The sequence below is a fragment of the Roseateles sp. Mitsp63 genome, from assembly GCF_059491535.1.
In genome coordinates, this window is record NZ_CP168509.1 from 3,202,289 (window position 1) to 3,222,103 (window position 19,815).

At 66.6% G+C, this 19,815-nt stretch carries 14 protein-coding genes and 1 pseudogene; 12 read left to right on the plus strand and 3 right to left on the minus strand.

Features of this window, described 5'->3' with window-relative positions; genetic code table 11:
- Positions 1 to 41 precede the first annotated feature (41 nt).
- The 5 genes from ACEN96_RS14200 (at position 42) to gtfA (ending at position 8,007) form a co-directional block, all read left to right on the plus strand.
- Positions 42 to 1,412, plus strand: a complete 1,371-nt coding sequence (locus ACEN96_RS14200) for a glycoside hydrolase family 27 protein (RefSeq protein ID WP_495583740.1) — start codon at positions 42 to 44, stop codon at positions 1,410 to 1,412.
- Positions 1,413 to 1,456: 44 nt separating this feature from the next.
- Positions 1,457 to 2,503 carry a LacI family DNA-binding transcriptional regulator gene (locus ACEN96_RS14205; protein ID WP_495583741.1) on the plus strand — a complete coding sequence of 349 codons (1,047 nt, stop codon included), beginning with the start codon at positions 1,457 to 1,459 and terminating at the stop codon, positions 2,501 to 2,503.
- A gap of 288 nt (positions 2,504 to 2,791) precedes the next feature.
- Positions 2,792 to 5,101 carry a TonB-dependent receptor gene (locus ACEN96_RS14210; protein WP_495583742.1) on the plus strand — a complete coding sequence of 770 codons (2,310 nt, stop codon included), beginning with the start codon at positions 2,792 to 2,794 and terminating at the stop codon, positions 5,099 to 5,101.
- A gap of 69 nt (positions 5,102 to 5,170) precedes the next feature.
- Positions 5,171 to 6,514: an MFS transporter gene (locus ACEN96_RS14215; protein ID WP_495583743.1), complete on the plus strand. Its 1,344-nt coding sequence runs from the start codon at positions 5,171 to 5,173 to the stop codon at positions 6,512 to 6,514.
- Positions 6,511 to 8,007, plus strand: a complete 1,497-nt coding sequence (gtfA, locus tag ACEN96_RS14220) for a sucrose phosphorylase (RefSeq protein WP_495583744.1) — start codon at positions 6,511 to 6,513, stop codon at positions 8,005 to 8,007. The genes ACEN96_RS14215 and gtfA overlap by 4 nt, the downstream gene beginning before the upstream one ends.
- Positions 8,008 to 8,109: 102 nt before the next feature.
- Here the strand turns inward: gtfA and ACEN96_RS14225 are convergent, their stop codons facing one another.
- Positions 8,110 to 8,601, minus strand: coding sequence for a Fic family protein (locus ACEN96_RS14225; protein ID WP_495588612.1), 492 nt, complete (start codon positions 8,599 to 8,601; stop codon positions 8,110 to 8,112).
- Positions 8,602 to 8,678: 77 nt separating this feature from the next.
- On the opposite strand from ACEN96_RS14225, the gene ACEN96_RS14230 reads away from it, so the two are divergent.
- The 7 genes and pseudogenes from ACEN96_RS14230 to ACEN96_RS14260 all read left to right on the plus strand — a co-directional run bounded on the left by ACEN96_RS14230 (position 8,679) and on the right by ACEN96_RS14260 (position 17,518).
- Positions 8,679 to 10,520 carry a type I restriction-modification system subunit M gene (locus ACEN96_RS14230; RefSeq protein ID WP_495583745.1) on the plus strand — a complete coding sequence of 614 codons (1,842 nt, stop codon included), beginning with the start codon at positions 8,679 to 8,681 and terminating at the stop codon, positions 10,518 to 10,520.
- The gene (locus ACEN96_RS14235) at positions 10,517 to 11,857 is read left to right on the plus strand and encodes a restriction endonuclease subunit S (RefSeq protein ID WP_495583746.1); all 1,341 of its coding nucleotides are present in this window, start codon (positions 10,517 to 10,519) and stop codon (positions 11,855 to 11,857) included. The genes ACEN96_RS14230 and ACEN96_RS14235 overlap by 4 nt, the downstream gene beginning before the upstream one ends.
- A gap of 5 nt (positions 11,858 to 11,862) precedes the next feature.
- Positions 11,863 to 12,189 carry a hypothetical protein gene (locus tag ACEN96_RS14240; RefSeq protein ID WP_495583747.1) on the plus strand — a complete coding sequence of 109 codons (327 nt, stop codon included), beginning with the start codon at positions 11,863 to 11,865 and terminating at the stop codon, positions 12,187 to 12,189.
- A 17-nt stretch (positions 12,190 to 12,206) separates the two neighbouring features.
- A complete protein-coding gene (locus ACEN96_RS14245; protein ID WP_495583748.1) occupies positions 12,207 to 12,833 on the plus strand; it encodes a nucleotidyltransferase domain-containing protein in 627 nt (208 codons plus the stop codon).
- Complete coding sequence (locus tag ACEN96_RS14250; RefSeq protein WP_495583749.1) at positions 12,781 to 13,233, plus strand: DNA-binding protein; 453 nt, start codon at positions 12,781 to 12,783, stop codon at positions 13,231 to 13,233. The genes ACEN96_RS14245 and ACEN96_RS14250 overlap by 53 nt, the downstream gene beginning before the upstream one ends.
- Positions 13,230 to 16,346 carry a type I restriction endonuclease subunit R gene (locus ACEN96_RS14255; protein WP_495583750.1) on the plus strand — a complete coding sequence of 1,039 codons (3,117 nt, stop codon included), beginning with the start codon at positions 13,230 to 13,232 and terminating at the stop codon, positions 16,344 to 16,346. The genes ACEN96_RS14250 and ACEN96_RS14255 overlap by 4 nt, the downstream gene beginning before the upstream one ends.
- A 125-nt stretch (positions 16,347 to 16,471) precedes the next feature.
- A pseudogene (locus ACEN96_RS14260) lies at positions 16,472 to 17,518 on the plus strand (IS256 family transposase).
- Between the two features lie 47 nt (positions 17,519 to 17,565).
- Here ACEN96_RS14260 and ACEN96_RS14265 read toward each other — a convergent pair.
- Together ACEN96_RS14265 and ACEN96_RS14270 are read right to left on the minus strand one after the other, a co-directional pair.
- Positions 17,566 to 18,945, minus strand: a complete 1,380-nt coding sequence (locus tag ACEN96_RS14265) for a TAXI family TRAP transporter solute-binding subunit (RefSeq protein WP_495583751.1) — start codon at positions 18,943 to 18,945, stop codon at positions 17,566 to 17,568.
- A 220-nt stretch (positions 18,946 to 19,165) separates the two neighbouring features.
- Positions 19,166 to 19,804: a GNAT family N-acetyltransferase gene (locus ACEN96_RS14270; RefSeq protein WP_495583752.1), complete on the minus strand. Its 639-nt coding sequence runs from the start codon at positions 19,802 to 19,804 to the stop codon at positions 19,166 to 19,168.
- Between the last annotated feature and the right edge of the window lie 11 nt (positions 19,805 to 19,815).

Sequence of the window (19,815 nt, forward strand, 5' to 3'; positions counted from 1 at the left end):
TGCCTGGCGGCGCCATACAAGCAGAACTCACGGAGACAGGAATGATCAGTCGTCGCGCGGTGATCCGCACGGGCTTGGCCGGCATGGCCGCAACGGCCGGTGTGGCCACCACGGCCACCACGGCCGCAATGGCCGCAACAGCCGGATCGAGTGGGGTGGCGGCGGACGTGCTCGCTCCCACGCCGCCGATGGGATGGAACAGCTGGAACAGCTTCGCCACCACGATCAACGAGGAGCAGGCCCGCGAGACCGCCCGCATCATGGCCGACAAGCTGCTGCCGGCCGGCTACAACGTCTTCACCATCGACATCCAGTGGTATGAGCCCGGGGCATCGAGCTACACCTATGCCGCCAACCCGGAGCCGGCGATGGACGGCCACGGCCGGCTGATCCCGGCCGAGAACCGCTTCCCGTCCAGCGCCGGCGGCAAGGGCTTCGCCGCACTCGCGGCCGACGTGCATGCCATGGGCCTGAAGTTCGGCATCCACCTGATGCGCGGCATCCCGCGCCTGGCCGTCAAGCGCAACCTGCCGATCCTGGGCACGTCGTACCGGGCCGCCGACATCGCCGACACGGCGAGCGTGTGCTCATGGAATCCCGACATGTACGGCGTGGACATGCGCAAGCCGGGGGCGCAGGCGTACTACGACAGCGTCTTCGCGCTGTATGCGTCGTGGGGCGTGGACTTCGTCAAGATGGACGACATGAGCCGCCCGTATGACGCGCACGCGGCGGAGATCGAGGCGGCGCATCGCGCGATCGTGCGCACGAAGCGGCCGATGGTGCTGAGCCTGTCGCCGGGCGAGACGCCGGTGATCCGCGGCGAGCATGTCCGCGAGCATGCGCAGATGTGGCGCATCTCGGACGACTTCTGGGACGACTGGAAGATGCTGGAGGCGCAGTTCACGCGGCTGGAGAACTGGAACCCATGGCGCCGGCCGGGCGCCTGGCCGGATCCGGACATGCTGCCGCTGGGGCGCCTGGCGCTGGGCGAGCGGGACACCAAGTTCACGCCCGATGAGCAGCGCACGCTGATGACGCTGTGGGCGATCACGCGTTCGCCGCTGATCATGGGCGGTGATCTGAGGCACCTGGACGAGCCGACGCTGGCGCTGCTGACCAATCCCGAAGTGCTGGCCGTGGACCAGGCCAGCTCGGACAACCGGCCCCATTTCGTCGAGGACGGCGTGCGGATCTGGTCCGCGCGGCCAGCGGACGGGAAGGGGCGCTATGTCGCGCTTTTCAATCCTGGCGAGAAGGCGAGGGAGGTCTCCATCGCGTTGCGGGATCTGGCGCTCGAGGGCGCGCAGCCGGCGCGCGACCTGTGGGCGAGACGGCCGCTCGGCGAGGCCTCGGACCGGTTCGCGCGGACGCTGCCGGCGCACGGCGCGGGGCTTTATCGGGTGGGCTAGCCATCTGCGAAACTCGCGCCGATTCGCTCGAGAAGGTCGCGTTCATGAAATCGGATGAGAGGGAGGCTGCCGACCGGCGGCGCTTGCAGATGGCGGACATCGCGCGGATGGCCGGCGTGTCCGTCTCGACGGTCTCGCGCTGCCTCAATGGCAGTCCGCTCGTCAACGCGGAGACTCGCCGGCGGGTCGAGGAACTGGCCAAGTCGCTGAACTACACCATCAACCTCGGCGCCAAGAGCTTCCGGTTGCAGGAGAACCGCACCGTCGCGGTGGTCGTGCCCTATGACCGCGACTCGCGCCAGCACATCTCCGATCCCTTCTTCCTGACCATCGTCGGCGCGATCGCCGACGTGCTGACCGCGCGCGGCTTCGACATGCTGCTGTCGCGCGTCGATGCGGACCATCTGGACCAGGCCGTGCGCGGCGTCGAGATGGGCAAGGCCTGCGGGCTGCTGCTGATCGGCCAGTGGCGTCACCACGATCAGCTCAACGAGCTGGCCGCGCGGCACATGCCGGTGGTCGTCTGGGGCGCGGAGCTGCCGCAGCAGCTCTACTGCACCGTCGGGGGCGACAACCATGCGGGCGGGCTGATCGCCACGCGGCACCTGATCGAGGCCGGCCGCCGCCGCATCGCCTTCCTCGGCGATGCCCAGCTGCCCGAGGTGCTGCACCGCCGGCAGGGGTACTGGCAGGCGCTGCGCGACGCCGGCCTCGCGCCCGAACCGGCGCTGGAACTGCCGGTCTCCTTCGCGCCGGCCGCCGCGCGGGCGCCGATCGAGGCCTTCTTTACCGCGCACCGGGAGGTCGACGCGGTGATGGCCTGTTCCGACCTGCTGGCCCTGGAGGCGGTGCGCGCGCTGCGCGCGGCGGGACGCTCGGTGCCGGGGGACGTGTCCGTCACCGGCTACGACGACATGGCGCTCGCCGCCTATGGCACGCCCGCGCTGACCACCGTGCATCAGCCGGTGGCCGAGGCCGCCGAGGCCCTGGTCGATGCGCTGATGCAGATGCTCGCCGGCGAGCGCGTCGCGCCGCTGACGCTGCCGGTCCACCTCGTCGTTCGCGACAGTTCCCAGCGCGCGCCGGGCTGAGGCTCAAACGCCGGCTTTCACGTCACAGCGCGTCGCAGGCTTGATTGCAACCGATTGCATTTTCTTTTGTCTCTTGATCAGGCGAACGGTGTGCTCTCGCGCCAATATGCCGTTGTCTTTGGACGTACAAGATGATTTCCAGGGTCGAGACTTAGGGTTTTCGCTGCATTGCAATCGATTGCAATGAAGAGATTGGTCGACCACAATGCATGCACGCCGCCATCAGTGCGGTGATCCCCGTCGGCCCATGTCGAGGCCGGCGCGGCACAACGATCCGGAGACACCGACATGCGTCCTTCCACGCCCTTGCGCCGGCTGCCGCTGGCGATCGCCCTCGCGCTGGCATTTCCCGCCGCCTGGAGCCAGACGGCCCCGCCCGAGGCCTCGCCTGCCGCCGCTTCGGCCAGCGAGCCCGCCGGCGCCGCGGCTCCTCAGAACGCGCCGTCCGATGCGCTGTCGCTGAATCAGGTCGTCGTGACCGGCGCCTCGACCAAGACCAGCAAGATGAAGCAGAGCCTGTCCATCAGCTCGATGGGCAGCGAGCAGATCGCCAAGACCGGCGCGACCAACGCGGCGGAGCTGCTGCGCGCGGTGCCGGGCCTGCGCGCCGAGTCCTCCGGTGGCGAGGGCAATGCCAACATCACCGTGCGCGGCGTGCCGCTGTCGGCCGGCGGCTCGCGCTACGTGCAGATCCAGGAGGATGGCCTGCCGGTGCTGCTGTTCGGCGACATCGCCTTCGGCACCGCCGACCAGTTCCTGCGCGCCGACGTCAACATCGATCGGCTGGAGGTGGTGCGCGGCGGTTCGGCCTCGACGCTGGCCAGCAATTCACCGGGCGGCCTGATCAACTTCATCAGCAAGACCGGCAAAGGCGAGCAGGGCGGATCGATGGCGCTGACGGGCGGCCTCGACCACCGCCTGTGGCGCCTGGAGGCCGACTACGGCGGCTCGCTGGGGCGTGGCACCAGCTTCCACATCGGCGGCTTCCAGCGCCAGGGCGAAGGCGGCCGTCCCACCGGCCGCACCCTGGAGCAGGGCGGGCAGATCAAGGCCAACGTCACCCAGACCTTCGATGCCGGCTATCTGCGGCTCAACCTCAAGGCGCTGGACGACCGCACGCCCTCGCTGATGCCGGTGCCGGTGCGGGTCGTCGACGGCCAGATCCGGACCGTCGCCGGCATCGATCCGCGCCAGGCCTTCTTCCTGACCTCGGGCCTGCCGGCCGACACCAGCGTCGACAGGAACGGCAATCCCGTCACCACGAGCACGCGCGACGGGCTGCGGGTCAAGAGCTTGGCCATCGGGCTGGAGACCAGCCTGGACCTGGGCCGGGGCTGGACGCTGGAGGACCGCTTCCGCCGCACCAGCAACTCGGGCCGCTTCATGGCGCTGTTCCCCGCGGACAACGGCAACAACGGCAGCAACGCCTTCTTCACGGGCACGCTGTTCAACACCTCGCTGGACGACCTGGGCAACACCTTCAACGACCTGAAGCTGAGCCGCAAGTTCGAGCTGGCCGGAGGATCGGCGACGGTGCTCGGCGGCCTGTTCAACGGCGTGCAGCAGGTGGCGCAGACCTGGTTCTGGAACCAGTACAACCTGAGCTTCAGCAACAACGGCGCGCGCGTGGTCGATGCCGCGGGCCAGCCCTCGGCGCTGCCGGTGAGCAGCGGCTGGGACACCTGGGGCGGCTGCTGCGCACGGACCTTCGACGTGCAGTACACGCAGACCTCCCCGTACCTGGCGCTCGCCTGGGAGGGCGGCCCGGTTAATGTCGACCTGAGCGTTCGCCGGGATGGCCAGCGGGCCAGCGGCTACACGCTGGCCGGCAACGCCCAGACGCGCGGCTGGGATCCCGCGTCGCGCCAGGACGTGGACTACAAGGTCTCCCACACCTCCTATTCGGGCGGGGTGAACTACGCGGCCAGCAGCGACCTGGCGGTGTTCGGGCGCGTCAGCAACGGCGTGGCCTTCTCCGCCGATCGCCTGCTCTACGGCAATCCGCTGGATGGCTCCGTGCCGGTGGCGATCAACGAGATCGACCAGACCGAGCTCGGCCTGAAGTGGCGCGACAAGTCCGGCCTGAGCCTGTTCGTCACCGCCTTCGATGCCCGCACCAACGAGAGCAACTACGAGGTCACGACCCGGACCTTCACCGCCAACCGCTACCGCGCCCGCGGCCTGGAGCTGGAAGGCGCCTACGCGAGTGGCCCATGGCGGCTGACCGCCGGCGCGACCTGGACCCATGCCCGCATCCGGAGCGCCAGCGACCCGGCGCTGGTGGGCAACAAGCCGCGCCGGCAGGCCGCCCTGGTGTGGCAGCTGGCGCCGTCGTACACCGCCGGCGACCTCGAACTGGGCGCGGCGGTGGTGGGCTCGGGCAAGTCCTACGGCGACGATGCCAACACCATCACGATGAAAGCCTATGCCGTGGTCAATGCCTTCGTGAACTACGCGCTGACGGAGAAGGTCATGCTGGGTCTGTCGGCCAACAACCTGTTCGACAAGCTGGCCTACACCGAGATCGAGGGTGACGGCCATGCGGCCCGGGCGCTCAATGGCCGCACGTTGCGCGCCACGCTGAAGATCGACTTCTGAGGCCCGCATGCACAATCCAACACCGCAGCCCGAGCGGCCGGTTCTGAAGCTGGCCGCGCCGGAGCGGACATGAACGACATGAAGCCGCGGCTGAGCCTGGCGCAGATCGTCAACATGAACGTCGGGTTCCTCGGGATCCAGTTCAGCTTTGGTCTGCAGCAGAGCAACATGAGCCCGATCTACAAGTACCTCGGCGCCGACGAGGCCACGCTGCCGCTGCTGTGGCTGGCCGGCCCGGTGACGGGGCTGCTGGTGCAGCCGCTGATCGGCGCGGTCAGCGACCGCACGGTGACGCGTTGGGGCCGGCGCACGCCGTACTTCCTGTTCGGCGCGCTGCTGTGCAGCCTGGGGCTGCTGCTGATGCCGATGAGCCCGGCGCTGTGGTTCGCCGCGGGCCTGCTGTGGATCCTCGACGCGGCCAACAACGTGACGATGGAGCCCTACCGCGCCTATGTCAGCGACCGGCTGGACGAGTCGCAGCACGTGCCCGGCTTCATGATCCAGAGCGCCTTCACCGGCCTGGCGCAGACGCTGGCCTACCTGACGCCGTCGCTGCTGGTGGCGATGGGCATGAGCCGCGACGCGGTCGGCGGCAACCACATCCCGCAGACGACGACGGTGGCCTTCGGGCTGGGCGCGCTGCTGTCGTTCACGACGGTGTGGTGGTCGGTGCGCCGCGTGCCGGAGCTGCCGATGACGCCGGGCGAACTCGACGCGCTGCGTGCCCAGCCGCGCACGCCGGGCGCGATCGTCGGCGAGATCGTCTCGGCGCTGCGCGAGATGCCCGAGACGATGCGCCGGCTGTGGTGGATGAAGCTGTGCCAGTGGTACGCCATGATGTGCTACTGGATCTACATCGTGCCGAGCCTGGCGCGCTCGCTGTTCGGCACGGGCGACGCGTCCTCGGCCGGGTTCCGCGAGGCGGGCCTGCTGAACGGGCAGATCGGCGGCTTCTACAACTTCGTCGCCTTCCTCGCCGCGCTGGCCATGCTGCCCCTGACGCGCCGCCTGGGCGCGCGGCGGGTGCATGCGGCCTGCCTGGTGGCCGCCGGCATCGCGATGTGGAGCCTGCCGCTGGTGCGCGAGCGCGCCTGGCTGTTCGTGCCGATGCTGGGCATCGGCGTGGCCTGGGCCAGCATGATGGGCAACCCCTACGTGATGCTGGCCGGCTGCATTCCCCCGGCGCGGGCTGGCGTCTACATGGGCATCTTCAACATGTTCATCGTGATCCCGATGCTGCTGCAGATGCTCACGCTGCCTTTGCTCTACGACACGGTGCTGCACGGCGATCCCGCCAATGTGCTGCGCCTGGCCGGCACGCTGATGCTGCTGGCCGCGCTGGCGACGCTACGGGTGAAGGCGCCCGCGCGCGCGCCGTCGCTTCCGCCCCCCGTCACCCTCGACCGTCCATGAAGAACCAAGTCCAACTCATCACCTATGTCGACCGCCTGGGCGGCGGGGACCTGCGCGCGCTGCAGGCGCTGCTGACGCAAGGCGAGGGCAATCCGCTGCGCGGCCGCTTCGGCGGCGTGCACCTGCTGCCGTTCTTCCATCCGATCGACGGGGCGGACGCGGGCTTCGATCCGATCGATCACACGCGGGTGGATCCGCGCCTGGGCGACTGGTCGGACCTGGCGGCGCTGGCGGCGCCGCAGACCGGGCTGGACGTGATGGCCGACGTGATCGTGAATCACATGTCCTCGCAGTCGCCGCAGTTCCTGGACTACCAGGCGCGCGGCGAGGCGTCCGAGCATGCGGGGCTGTTCCTGACGCTGGACGCCGTGTTCCCCGACGGCGCGAACGAGGCGCTGCTGACGGCGGTCTACCGCCCGCGTCCCGGCCTGCCGCTGACGATGCTGCCGGCGGGCGATGCGCGGCGCCTCTTCTGGACCACGTTCACGCCGCAGCAGATCGACATCGACGTCGAGCATCCGAGCGGCGAGGCCTATCTGGACGCGATCCTGCGCCGCTTCGCCTCGGCCGGCATCCGCAGCATCCGGCTGGATGCGGCGGGGTATGCGATCAAGCGGGCGGGGCGCTCGTGTTTCATGATGCCGGAGACCTTCGACTTCATCGCCGCCTTCAGCGCGAAGGCGCGGGCGCTGGGCATCGAGGTGCTGGTGGAGGTGCACAGCTACTACCGCCGGCAGATCGAGATCGCGCGCCAGGTCGACTGGGTGTACGACTTCGCGCTGCCGCCGCTGGTGCTGCATGCCTTCGCCTTCGGTACGGCCGGGCCCTTGAAGCAGTGGGTGGACATGCGGCCTCGCAATGCGCTGACGGTGCTGGACACGCATGACGGCATCGGCATCATCGACATTGGCGCGGATGCCGCCGACCGCGCCGGATCGCCGGGACTGGTGCCGCCGGAAGAGCTGGATGCGCTGGTCGAATGGATCCACCGCAACAGCAAGGGCGAGAGCCGGCTGGCCACCGGCGCGGCGGCCTCCAACCTCGACCTGTACCAGGTCAACTGCACCTTCTTCGACGCGCTGGGCGGCAACGAGCGCGACTACCTGCTGGCGCGCGCGGTCCAGTTCTTCCTGCCCGGCATTCCGCAGGTGTACTACGTCGGCCTGCTGGCGGGCCGCAACGATCTGGCGCTGCTGCAGCGCACCGGCGTCGGGCGGGACATCAACCGCCATCACTACACGCGGGCCGAGATCGATGAGCATCTGCGCAGCGATGTGGTCCAGCAGCTGTTGCGGTTGATTGAACTGCGCAACGTGCATCCGGCCTTCGGCGGCCAGTTCGAGATGCTCGGCGGGGGTGACGACGAGCTTCGACTCGCCTGGACCCACGGGGAGCACCGGGCCGAGCTGTGGATCAACTTCAAGGATCCGGCGCAACATGCCTTGCGCTTCTCGAGCGTGGTGGGTGAAGAGACTGAGCTGCGCTTCGCTTGAAGCCATGGGGTCGACGGCGCCGTTGGCACCGGTCGGGAGGCTAGTGCGACGCGGGGCTTCTCAATTCAGCTGTTGCAGGACGTGTAGGCGACTTGTATTCGCTCACGGCTTGGCGTGCTGCCGGCGTAGGCGCTGGCCCTGGACCGTCAAGCGGTAGCGCTGCATGCGGCTGGTCGGCTTGTCTGGCAGGGTCATCTCGACTAACCCGGCTGCCAGGGCTGGCTGAAGGTAGTGCTTCCGGAAGTGCTCACCGTTTTTCAAGCCCATCGCATGCTGAAGCGCTTGCCGGGAGAATTCGCCCTCCAGGGCATCCACCACCCTGGTCACTTCCGTGGCGACTTCCGTGGCGACTTCCGTGGTGCGCAGTGTCAGCGTCACACCTGAGGCGTCACTGTGCCACTCGGGGGGCGGCAACCCGTCATCCGCAAAGGCCTTGGCGATCAGCATGCCGCCACGGCCCAGTTTCTCCATCAAGCCTTGCAGATACAGCACATGGGCGATGTCCGGGTTGCGCAATACGGAAATCTGCCCCGAACTGAGTTTGTCCGGGCTCAGTTCCGCAGGCAGTTCCCCCGAATTCCATATCTCCCGCAGATTTCACGACCCTATTTGCTGAGAAAATCAGTAGCTTCACAGGGGTCACGGCCTCGAACAATAAAAGCTGGGGCTCCATGAACCATCAAGCGCTGTCGTCTTTCATCTGGTCGGTCGCCGACCTTTTGCGCGGCGACTACAAGCAATCCGAGTACGGCCGCGTCATTCTCCCCTTCACCGTGCTGCGCCGGCTGGACTGCGTGCTGGAAGCGACCAAGCCCGCCGTGCTCAAGGAGTTCGAAGCCAAGTTCAAGGCCGGCTTGAACCCCGAGCCCTTTCTGCTGCGCAAGTCCGGCCAGAACTTCTACAACAGCTCGGCCCTTGACCTAGTCACCCTGCTGGGCGACCAGGACCACATCCGGCAGAACCTGTATGCCTACGTGCAGGCCTTCTCGCCGGCTGCGCGCGATATTTTCGAGCGCTTCGACTTCTACACGCAGGTCGAACGCTTGGCCAAAGCCAACCTGCTCTATCTCGTCGTCGAGAAGTTCGCCAATATCGACCTGCATCCCGAGGCCGTCGACAACGCCCGTATGGGCGCAGTGTTCGAGGAACTGATTCGCAAGTTCGCCGAAATCAGCAATGAAACGGCCGGGGAGCACTTCACGCCCCGCGAGGTCATCCGCCTAATGGTGGACCTGCTCTTCATCGAAGACGACGACGTGCTCACGCCCGGCAACGCCGTGGTCCGGACCATCTACGACCCGACGGCCGGCACCGGCGGCATGCTGTCGGTGGCGGGCGAGTATCTGCTGGAGCACAACCCGCAGGCCCGCTTGACGATGTTCGGCCAGGAGCTCAACGACGAGAGCTACGCCATCTGCAAGGCCGACATGCTCATCAAGGGCCAGCCGGTCGAGAACATCGTCGTCGGCAACACGCTCAGCGACGACGGCCACGCCCACACCAAGTTCGACTACATGCTCTCCAACCCGCCCTTCGGTGTGGAGTGGAAGAAGGTCGAGAAGGTCGTGCGCCGGGAGCACGAACAGAAGGGCTTCGACGGGCGCTTCGGCCCCGGCCTGCCGCGTGTCAGCGACGGCTCAATGCTGTTCCTGATGCACCTGCTGTCCAAGATGCGTCCGGCCAAGGACGGCGGCAGCCGCTTCGGCATCGTGCTCAACGGCTCGCCTCTGTTCACGGGCGGCGCCGGCAGCGGCGAGAGCGAAATCCGCCGCTATGTGCTGGAGAACGACCTGGTGGAGGCCATCGTCGGCCTGCCCTCCGACATGTTCTACAACACCGGCATCGCCACCTACGTGTGGATTCTGTCCAACAAGAAGCCGGCCGACCGCAAGGGCTTCGTGCAGCTCATCGACGCCTGCAGCTTCTGGCAGAAGATGCGCAAGAGCCTCGGTTCAAAGCGCAAGGAAATGAGCGAGGCGCACATCGCCACCGTCACGCGCCTGTTCGGCGACTTCACCGAGGCTGAGCTGGTCACGGGGTTCGACGCTGCCGGCCAGGTCCAGGGCGAGCCGCAGCTGGTCACGGGCACCGACAACCTGCCTGCCGCACCCGAGGGCGGCAAGCTCAGGCGCGTGCCCATCTCGCGCATCTTCAAGAACCAGGACTTCGGCTACACCACCATCACGGTGGAGCGTCCGCTGCGGGACGAACAGGGTCAGGTCGTGCTGGGCTTCAAGGGCAAGCAAAAAGGCAAGCCCCAGGCCGACAGCGCGCTGCGCGACACCGAGAACGTGCCGTTGGGCGAGGACATCCAAGCCTACTTCGAGCGCGAGGTGCTGCCGCACGCGCCGGACGCCTGGATTGACGAAGAGAAGAGCAAGGTCGGCTACGAGATTCCGTTCAACCGGCACTTCTACGTCTTCGAGCCGCCGCGCAGCCTGCACGCTATCGACGAAGAGCTGAAGACCGTCACGGCCAGCATCATGAAGATGCTGGAGGAGCTGGCGGAATGAGTTTTCCGAGGTATGGGGAGTACAAGGACAGTGGCATAGCTTGGCTGGGCTCAGTTCCTTCGCACTGGCAGGTGCAACGGCTCAAGTACGCATGCACGGTGTTTCCGAGCAATGTTGATAAGCACTCTCGGGACGACGAAGCCACGGTTCGACTCTGCAACTACACCGACGTCTACTACAACGACCGAATCACCGCCGACATGCCGTTCATGGAAGCGACAGCGTCGGAAGACCAGATTTCCAAGTTCACGCTCAGAGCGGGCGACACCATCGTCACTAAGGACTCGGAGACAGCCGACGACATCGCAATTGCGGCTTATGTTCCGGAGGACTTACCGGGCGTGGTCTGCGGCTACCACTTGTCCATGGTTCGCCCACGCGCCGGGACTGCTGGTGCATTCGTGAAGCGGCTGTTCGACTCGGTCTACGCCAAAGCGAAGTTCGCAGTCGCAGCGAATGGACTGACGCGGGTTGGATTGGGGCAGTACGCTCTGGACAACGTCGAATTGCCGTTTCCCCCGCATCGTGAGCAAACTGCCATTGCCAACTTCCTCGACCGCGAAACAGCAAAAATCGACGCGCTAATTGCCGAGCAGGAAAAGCTCATCGCCCTGCTGGCCGAAAAGCGCCAGGCCACGATTTCCCACGCCGTCACCAAGGGACTCAACCCCAACGCGCCGATGAAGGATTCCGGCGTGGCCTGGTTGGGGGAAGTGCCCGCGCATTGGAAACTTGCCAAGCTCGGCCTCTACGCTACTGTTGAGAACGGGACCACTCCGAGCCGGGCGGTCATGGAGTACTGGGAGGGTGGGAACATTCCGTGGCTCGCATCGGGCGAAGTCAACCAACTGAAAATCAGCGAGGCATCAGAGTTCATTACGGCAGCCGCACTCGCAGGTTGCTCGCTAAGGTTGCTGCCGGTCGGCACAGTTGTCGTTGGCATGATTGGACAGGGCAAGACACGCGGCATGTCGGCCATCCTGCAAATCTCAGCGACTATCAATCAGAACCTCGCCGCGATTTGCCCAGGTCCAAGCATCAAAGGCGAGTACATCTTGTATGTGTTCCACGCTATGTACGAGTGGCTTCGGGAAGCTGGCCGCGGGGGCAATCAGGCAGCCATGAACTGCGAAATGCTATCTGCGCTGCGAATTCCCATACCGCCTGCAGCAGAACAAGGGGCCATCGTAGGCTTCATCGAGCCAGAGGCAGGCAAGCTCGACGCGTTGAAAGCTCAAGCGGAGCACGCCATCGTCCTGCTAAAAGAACGCCGCAGTGCTCTCATCGCCGCCGCCGTCACCGGCCAAATCAACGTGCTCGGCGCTGTCGCCGCATAGGGCCTATGAAAGCTGCCGCACCCAAGACCATCCAGATGTTCATGCCAGGCGGCGAGCCCACGGGCATGCGGGTGGCCGAAATCACCAGACGCATCGTCCAGGTCATCGAGGTGCAGCGCAAGCTGCTGCCCGAGTTCTTCAGGATGCCCGAGAGCGCGCACGTCGCGGTCTGCCACTTGGTCGCTACGCCCGAGCACGGTAGCCGCCCGCAGGTCTACATCGGCCAGACGGGCGACTTGCGAGCGCACTTGGCGGCTGATTCGCAATTCGCGAATTGCGCATGGGGCAGCCGGCAGGGGCGCCGCGCGGGCTTTCAAAAAGTCGCCTTTTAGGCAACAATCGTCGCCCAATGAGCAACACATCCTTGATGGACTTGCTGTTCCCCGCAGCGCGCCAGCGGGTGCTGGCCTTGCTGCTGCTCCAGCCGCGGGTGAGCTTTCATCTGCGCGAGCTGGCGCGGCTGACGGGCAGCCATGCTGGCACCTTGGCGCGCGAACTGGACAAGCTCACGCAGGTGGGGCTGTTGCTGCGGGGCGAGCAGGGCAATCAGGTGCATTACCAAGCCAGCGTGGGCCACCCGCTGTTCGAGGACCTGGCGGCGATGTTCCGCAAGACGCACGGCGTGGTTCCGATGCTGCGCGAGGCACTGGCTCCGCTAGAGGCGCGGATTGAACTCGCGCTGGTGTTCGGCTCCGTTGCCCGCGGCGCGGAGACTGCGGGGAGCGATGTGGACCTGCTGGTATTGGGTGAGGTGGGCTTTGGCGAATTGGTGCAGGCGCTGTATCCGCTGCACGACGCGCTCAAGCGGGAAGTGAACCCGGTGCTGTACTCATCGCATGAATTTGTGGAACGCGCGCAGGCCGGCGAAGCCTTTGCGCGCGAGTTGCTGGACAAGCCCAAGCTGTGGGTGAAGGGAGCGGACGATGACCTTGCAAAACTTGTTGGCCATCCAGCGCCTGCAAGCCCACACGCCTGAGGGCGCGGCCATACGCAAACTGCTGGAGGCGGCGCGCCGCAATCTGGCCGATGCGCAGGTGACGCAGGTCAGCGCCGACAACCGCTTTGACGCCGCCTACAAGTGCATCATGCAATGCGCCATGCTGGGCTTGTGGGCCAATGGCTATCGCACATCGACCAGCCAACCGGGCCATCATCAAACCGCCATCCAGAGCCTGGGCTTGACGATGCAAGTACCGGCAGCCGACATGATTGTTCTAGACGCCCTGCGCCGCAAGCGCAATCTGGGCGATTACGAAGGCGACCCGGTGTCTGCGGCCACGCTGAAGTCGTGCCTGGACGAGGCAAAGAAGTTGCTGGCGCACACCGAGCAGTGGCTGACGCAGATGCACCCTGACTGGATGGGCGGCCAAGCATGAACCTGCACCAGGAACACCACTTCGAAGCCGAAGTCTGTGCCAGCCTGGCGGCGAACGGTTGGCTTTATGCCGAGGGCGATGCGGCGCTGTTCGACCGGGCCAGCGGCCTGTTCATGCCCGACCTGCTGGCCTGGGTGGAAGCCACGCAGGCTGATAGCTGGCAGCGCCTGAACAAGACCCATGGTGCGGCTCTGCCCCAGGTGCTGGCCGAGCGCGTGCGCAAGAGCCTCAACGAGCGCGGCACGCTGGAGGTGCTGCGGCGCGGCGTCGAGCTGCTCGGCCTCAAGGAGTCCCTGATGCTGGCTCAGTTCAAGCCGGCGCTGGCCATCAATCCAGCGACCCAGGCCCACTACGCAGCCAACCGGCTGCGCGTAGTGAGGCAGGTCTGCCATTCGCCGAACAACCCCAAGGCAGAACTGGACCTGGTGCTGCTCCTGAACGGCATCCCGACGGCCACCGCCGAGCTGAAGAGCGATTTCACGCAGAGCGTGCACGACGCGGTAGACCAGTACCGCTTCGACCGCCATCCGCAGCCCAAGGGGGGCGTGCAAGAGCCGCTGCTGGGCTTCCCTGGCGGAGCCCTGGTGCACTTCGCGGTCAGCCAGAGCGAGGTGATGATGACCACCCGCCTGGCCGGGCCGGCGACGCACTTCCTGCCCTTCAACCGCGGCAATGCCGGCGGCGCCGGCAATGCGCCGAACCCGGCCGGTTTCGCCACGGCCTATCTGTGGGAAGAGGTCTGGGCGCGTGAGAGCTGGCTGGACATCCTGCATCGCTATCTCATTGGCAAACGCGACGACAAGAAGCAGCTCAAGAGCGTCATCTTCCCGCGCTATCACCAGCTCGACGCCACGCGCCGGCTGGTGGCCGATGTGCTGGCCCAGGGTGCGGGGCAACGCTATTTGGTCCAGCATTCGGCCGGCTCGGGCAAGACCAACTCGATTGCCTGGGCCGCGCACTTCCTGGCCGACCTGCACGATGCCGAGCACCAGAAGATGTTCGACAGCGTGCTGGTGGTGAGCGACCGCAATGTGCTGGACGCGCAACTGCAGGAGGCCATCTTCGATTTCGAGCGCACCACGGGCGTGGTGGCCAGCATCACCAACGAGTCGGACAGCAAGAGCGCCCAGCTCTCGCAGGCGCTGAAGGACGGCAAGAAGGTCATCGTCTGCACCATCCAAACTTTTCCCTTCGCCCTGCAGGCCGTGCAGGAGCTGGCGACGACCGAGGGCAAGCGCTTCGCCGTCATCGCCGACGAGGCCCACAGCTCGCAGACCGGCGAGGCCGCCGCCAAGCTCAAGCAGCTCTTGTCTGCACAGGAATGGGCAGAGCTGCAGGACGGCGGCGAGGTGGACACCGAGGCCTTGCTGGCCGCACAGATGGCCGCGCGCAGCGGCGGCGAGACCAAGGGCCTGACCTATGTGGCCTTCACCGCCACACCCAAACAGAAGACGCTGGAATTGTTCGGTCGACCCGGCCCCGACGGCCTGCCGCAGCCCTTCCATGTCTACTCGATGCGCCAGGCCATCGAAGAGGGCTTCATCCTCGACGTGCTCAAGAACTACACCAGCTACAAGCTGGCGTTTAAGCTGGCCCACAACGGCCAGGAGTACGACGAGAGCCAGGTCGAGCGTAGCGCGGCGATGAAGGGCATCATGCAATGGGTACGGCTGCACCCGTACAACATTGCTTCCAAGGTGCAGGTGGTCGTCGAGCACTACCGCGAGAACGTGCAACCGCTGCTGCAGGGCCGCGCCAAGGCCATGGTGGTTGTGGGCTCTCGCCGCGAGGCGGTGCGCTGGCAGAAGGCCATCCGCGCCTACATCGAGAAGCAGCACTACCTGTTGGGTGTGATGGTCGCGTTCTCGGGCGAAGTCGACGACCCGGAGAGCTATCCGCAGGCCGTGACGGAGACCAGCAAAGACCTGAACCCTGGGCTAAAGGGCCGCGACATCCGCGAAGCCTTCGCCGAGCCCGACTACCACCTGCTGCTGGTGGCCAACAAGTTCCAGACCGGCTTCGACCAGCCCCTGCTGTGCGGCATGTACGTGGACAAGATGCTGGGCGGCATCCAGGCGGTGCAGACGCTGTCACGGCTGAACCGCGCGCATCCCGGCAAGGACACAACCTACATCCTCGATTTCGTCAACGACGGTGACGACATCCTGGAGGCTTTCAAGACCTACTACGAGACGGCTGAGCTGGAAGCTAAGACCGACCCGCATCTGGTCTATGACCTGCGCGCCAAGCTCGATGCCAGCGGGCACTACGACGACTACGAGGTCGAGCGCGTGGCCAAGGTGGACACGGACCCCAACGGTACGCAGAAAGTCCTGGACGCCGCGATTGCGCCGGTAGCCGACCGTCTGCTCAAGCGCTACAAGGCAGCCCAGCAGGCCAAGGCCGCAGCCGATGCCGAACAGGACGGCAAGGCAAGCCAGGCGGCCAAGGACACACTCGATGCCCTGGTGCTGTTCAAGAACGACATGGGCGCCTACGTGCGGCTCTATGCCTTCCTCTCGCAAATCTTCGACTACGGCAACACCGACATCGAGAAGCGCTTCCTGTTCTACAAGCGGCTCATCCCGCTGCTGGACTTCGGCCGCGAGCGCGACACTGTGGACCTGAGCAAGGTCGTGCTGACCCACCACACCCTGAAGAACGCCGGCAAGCAGCCGCTGAACCTGAACGCCGACGGCAGCTACAAGCTGCCACCGATGGACGCGGTGGGCAGCGGTTCGGTGCAGGAGAAGCAGCAGGCCTATCTGGTGGAAATCATCCAGAAGGTGAACGGCTTGTTCGAGGGCGAACTGAGCGACGACGACCAGTTGGTCTACGTGAACGGCGTGCTCAGAGGCAAGTTGCTGGAGAACGACACGCTGATGCAGCAGGCGGCCAGCAACAGCAAGGAGCAGTTCGCGAACTCGCCCGACCTCGGAAGGGCGCTGATGGACGCCATCATCGACGCATTCGAGGCCCATCATTCCATGAGCACGCAGGCCTTGGGCTCGGAGCGCGTTCGCGATGGCCTGAAGGACATCCTGCTGGGTCCGGCGCAGCTCTACGAGGCGCTGCGGGCACGTGCGGATACCGGGCGCGCGGCGCGCCCGTAGAGTTGGCACCGACAGGGGACGCGGAGGTTTGGAAAGACGCCCCGACGAAGAAGTGGATTCCGAACGACGGGGCCTGTCCTGAATTTTGTGTGCGAGGCATAACATGACCCGACCCGGGAGCAGTTATGCCAATCGACAAGCCTGTGAGCAAGACGAAGCGGCGCAACGCCGCAATTGCGGCGGAGTCTGCGGCGCTGCCGAAGGTCCCCAATGAGCTGATCGACCAGATCGTCAGGGGCCAGCCCATGACAGGCGAGGAGGTGAATGCCGCCTCACGAGCCTTCAAGAAGGCCCTGATCGAACGGGCGCTCGGGGCCGAGATGGAGGTTCCACCTGGACTACCCCAGCGGCGCGGCCAAGCCCGAGGCCACGAAGCACCTGCGCAACGGCAAGAGCGGCAAGACCGTGATCACCGAGGATGGGCCGCTGCGCATCGACGTGCCGCGTGACAGCGATGCGCTGCGCGTGAAGATCCGCGAGGACGCGGTGGTGCGCAACAAGGCCGTCTACCTGGCGCTGGGCGTACTGCCGGACGGCACCCGCGACATCCTGGGGCTGTGGATCGAGGGAACCGAAGGTGCCAAGTTCTGGATGAAGGTCTTCAACGACCTGAAGACCTGCGGGGTCAACGACGTCCTCATCGCGGTCACGGACGGGCTCAAGGGCATGCCCGAGGCGCTGGAGGTGGTGTACCCGGCCACCACGCTGCAGACCTGCATCGTTCACTTGATCCGCAACAGCCTGGAGTTCGCCAACTGGAAGGACCGCAAGCAACTCGCCGCGGCCATAAGCGGATCTACACGGCCCCCAGCGCGGAGCCGGCGCGGGACGAACTCGATACCTTCGAGAAAGGCCCCTGGGGGCAGAAATTCCCCACCGTGGTCGCGGCTTGGCGCAGGGCGTGGGACCGCGTGATTCCGTTCTTTGCCTTGCCGCCGGAGGTGCGTCGGGTGATCTACACGACCAACGCCATCGAGAGCATCAACGCGCAGTTGCGCAAGATCATCAAGTCACGCAGTCACTTCCCCAGCGACGATGCGGCGAGCAAACTGCGCTGGCTGGCCTTGCGCAACATCACTGCCGAATGGGGCCGAGCCGCAAAGAACTGGCGCGACGCCATGAACCAATTCCCCATCCTCTACGCTGACCGATTCACCAAGATCGGCGTGTAGCCCCCCAGGAATGCCTCAAACACAGAATTTCTGACACTCCCCGATGATCAGTCGTCCGTCCCATCCACCGGCCGCGACCGCTGCGCCAGCAGGCGCTTTCGCACCGCATAGATGTTGTTGCGCAGCGCATAAAGCTCTTCCGCATACGACAGCGGCACCGCGATCCGGTGCGTGACGCGATCCAGTTCGTCCAGCTCATCGAGCAACGCCTCGCGCTCGCCCGTGCCGGTTTCCAGCTTCGCTTCCACCTCGCGCAGCCGCGCATACCAGCGGAACACGCGCGAGCGCACGCGGAAGGTGTACAGCGGCGGCACCACGCGCGACAGCGGCAGCATCAGCACCAGCAGGCCGCCCACCACCAGCCACATGCGTTCCAGCAGATTGCCGGCCCAGAACGGCAGGTAGCGCGCCCAGGCCGGCGGCGTGCCGTTGATCGCGCGGTCACCCTCCGCGCTGACCGGCAGCTCGCTCGTGCGGGTGTTGGGGAAGTCGCGCGCGCCGTTGAACCAGCCAGCCTCGCTGTGCTGGCCCAGGGCCGCCTGCGCGAACAGCTGGCGCAGCGCCGGGTGCGTCTGCTCGCGCGCCAACAGGGCCGTGGTGGTGGCCAGCAGCGGCACGTCGTGCGGCGGCAGATCGGCCGCCAGGTCCACCACGCCGCGCGGCAGCGTCACGGTGGACAGGAAGGGCAGGTGGCGCGAATAGGCTTCGTTCTGCTCGAAAGCCATCAGCCCAATGGCCGGGTCGCGCAGCAGCGCGCGGATCAGCCCGGCCTGCGGCGCCGAGATCAGCACCGCGGCGTCCAGCCGGCCCTCGCGCAGCGCCGCGCCGGCGGCGTCAGGCGCCAGATTGGACAGCCGCAGATCGGCCGGCTTCAGCTGGTTCAGTGTCAGCAGCTTCTCGACGATCTGCGGTACCCCGCTGCCGTCCTGGTCCACATTGACCCGCAGCCCGCGCAGCTGGGTCAGGCGCTGCAGTTCGCCGCCAGGCTGGCGGCGCGCGATGCCGAGATCGCGGCGATAGAAGATCCAGATCGGCTCGTAGAACAGGCTGCCCAGCGAGACGATGCCCGCCTCCGTATCGGCCACCGGATCAGCCATGCCGCCGCGCACGAAGCCCACATCGGCCGTGCCCGCGCGCAGATGGGCGAGATCGTCCTGCGCGCCTTCGCTGCCGATCAGCTCCACCTGGATGCGCTCGCGCGCCAGCGCCTTCGCATAACCCTCACCGAAGCCGGCGTAGGCGCTGCCGGCCGGACCGGTGGCCAGCCGCACCTGGCGCGGCGGCTGCGGATCCAGCCACCAGTAGGCCGCCACCAGCAGACCACCGCCGAGCAGCAGCAGCGGCCCCATCGAGACCATCATGTCGCGCAGCGTCTGCAGCAGCAGGCGCAGGCTGCGGGTGGCGTGCCATTGCTGAATCGGGGTCATGGCTTGCCGTCCTGCGCGTTCACACGAGTGGTGACCGCAAGGGTGAGCATGATCGTGATGCCGGCGCGTCGCATGAGCTGGGTCTTTGCCGATGGAGGAACGGACCATCGTATTCGAGGCCTGCCGGCTGGACTGTTACGCCGCGCATCGTCCATCTCCTCCGAGGTAGCGCGTCATGGCCGCCAGGCCGAAGCCGGGCCGGTGCCGGTGCCGTTCAGGCTCAATCCGCGCCCAGCGCCCGTCCGAGGATCACCATGTCCCGGCTCCGCGCATCCGCCCACACGATGCCGGGCAGGCGGCCCCAGGCGCTGAAGCCCTCGGCGCGGAACAGCGCCAGGCTGGCCGCGTTGTCGTGCCAGATGAAGGCCATCAGGCGGTCGATGTGCCACAGCGGCGCCTCGGCCTGCGCGTGGGACAGCAGGCGCCGTCCGACACCGCAGCCGCGCCAGCCGCGCGCGATGTAGATCGCGACCTCGGCCGCGGGCATGCAGGCGGGCCGGTCGGCGAAGCCGAGCAGGCTCAGCCATCCCACGACCTCCATGCCGGCCTGCGCGACCCACAGCGGACGGCCATTGGCGCGATGCGACGCCATCCAGTTCGCCAGACCGTCCGCCGGCAGTTGCTGCAGGCAGCTGCCGAGCAGCGGCCGGCAGCCCGCGCGCGCGTCCACGCTGGGCAGCGGCGCGGGCAACGGCGGCAGCGACTCGTTGTAGATCCGCGTGATCGCCGCGAGATCGCCGTCCAGCGCCGGGCGCACCGCGATCGCCGCCGCGGCCGCGATGGGCGGCTCGCCCGTGATCGCCGCCAGGGCCACGGCGAACGCGGTGGAAGCGGGCAGGGCATCGGTCGTCGCGTGCATGGCGGTTCGGC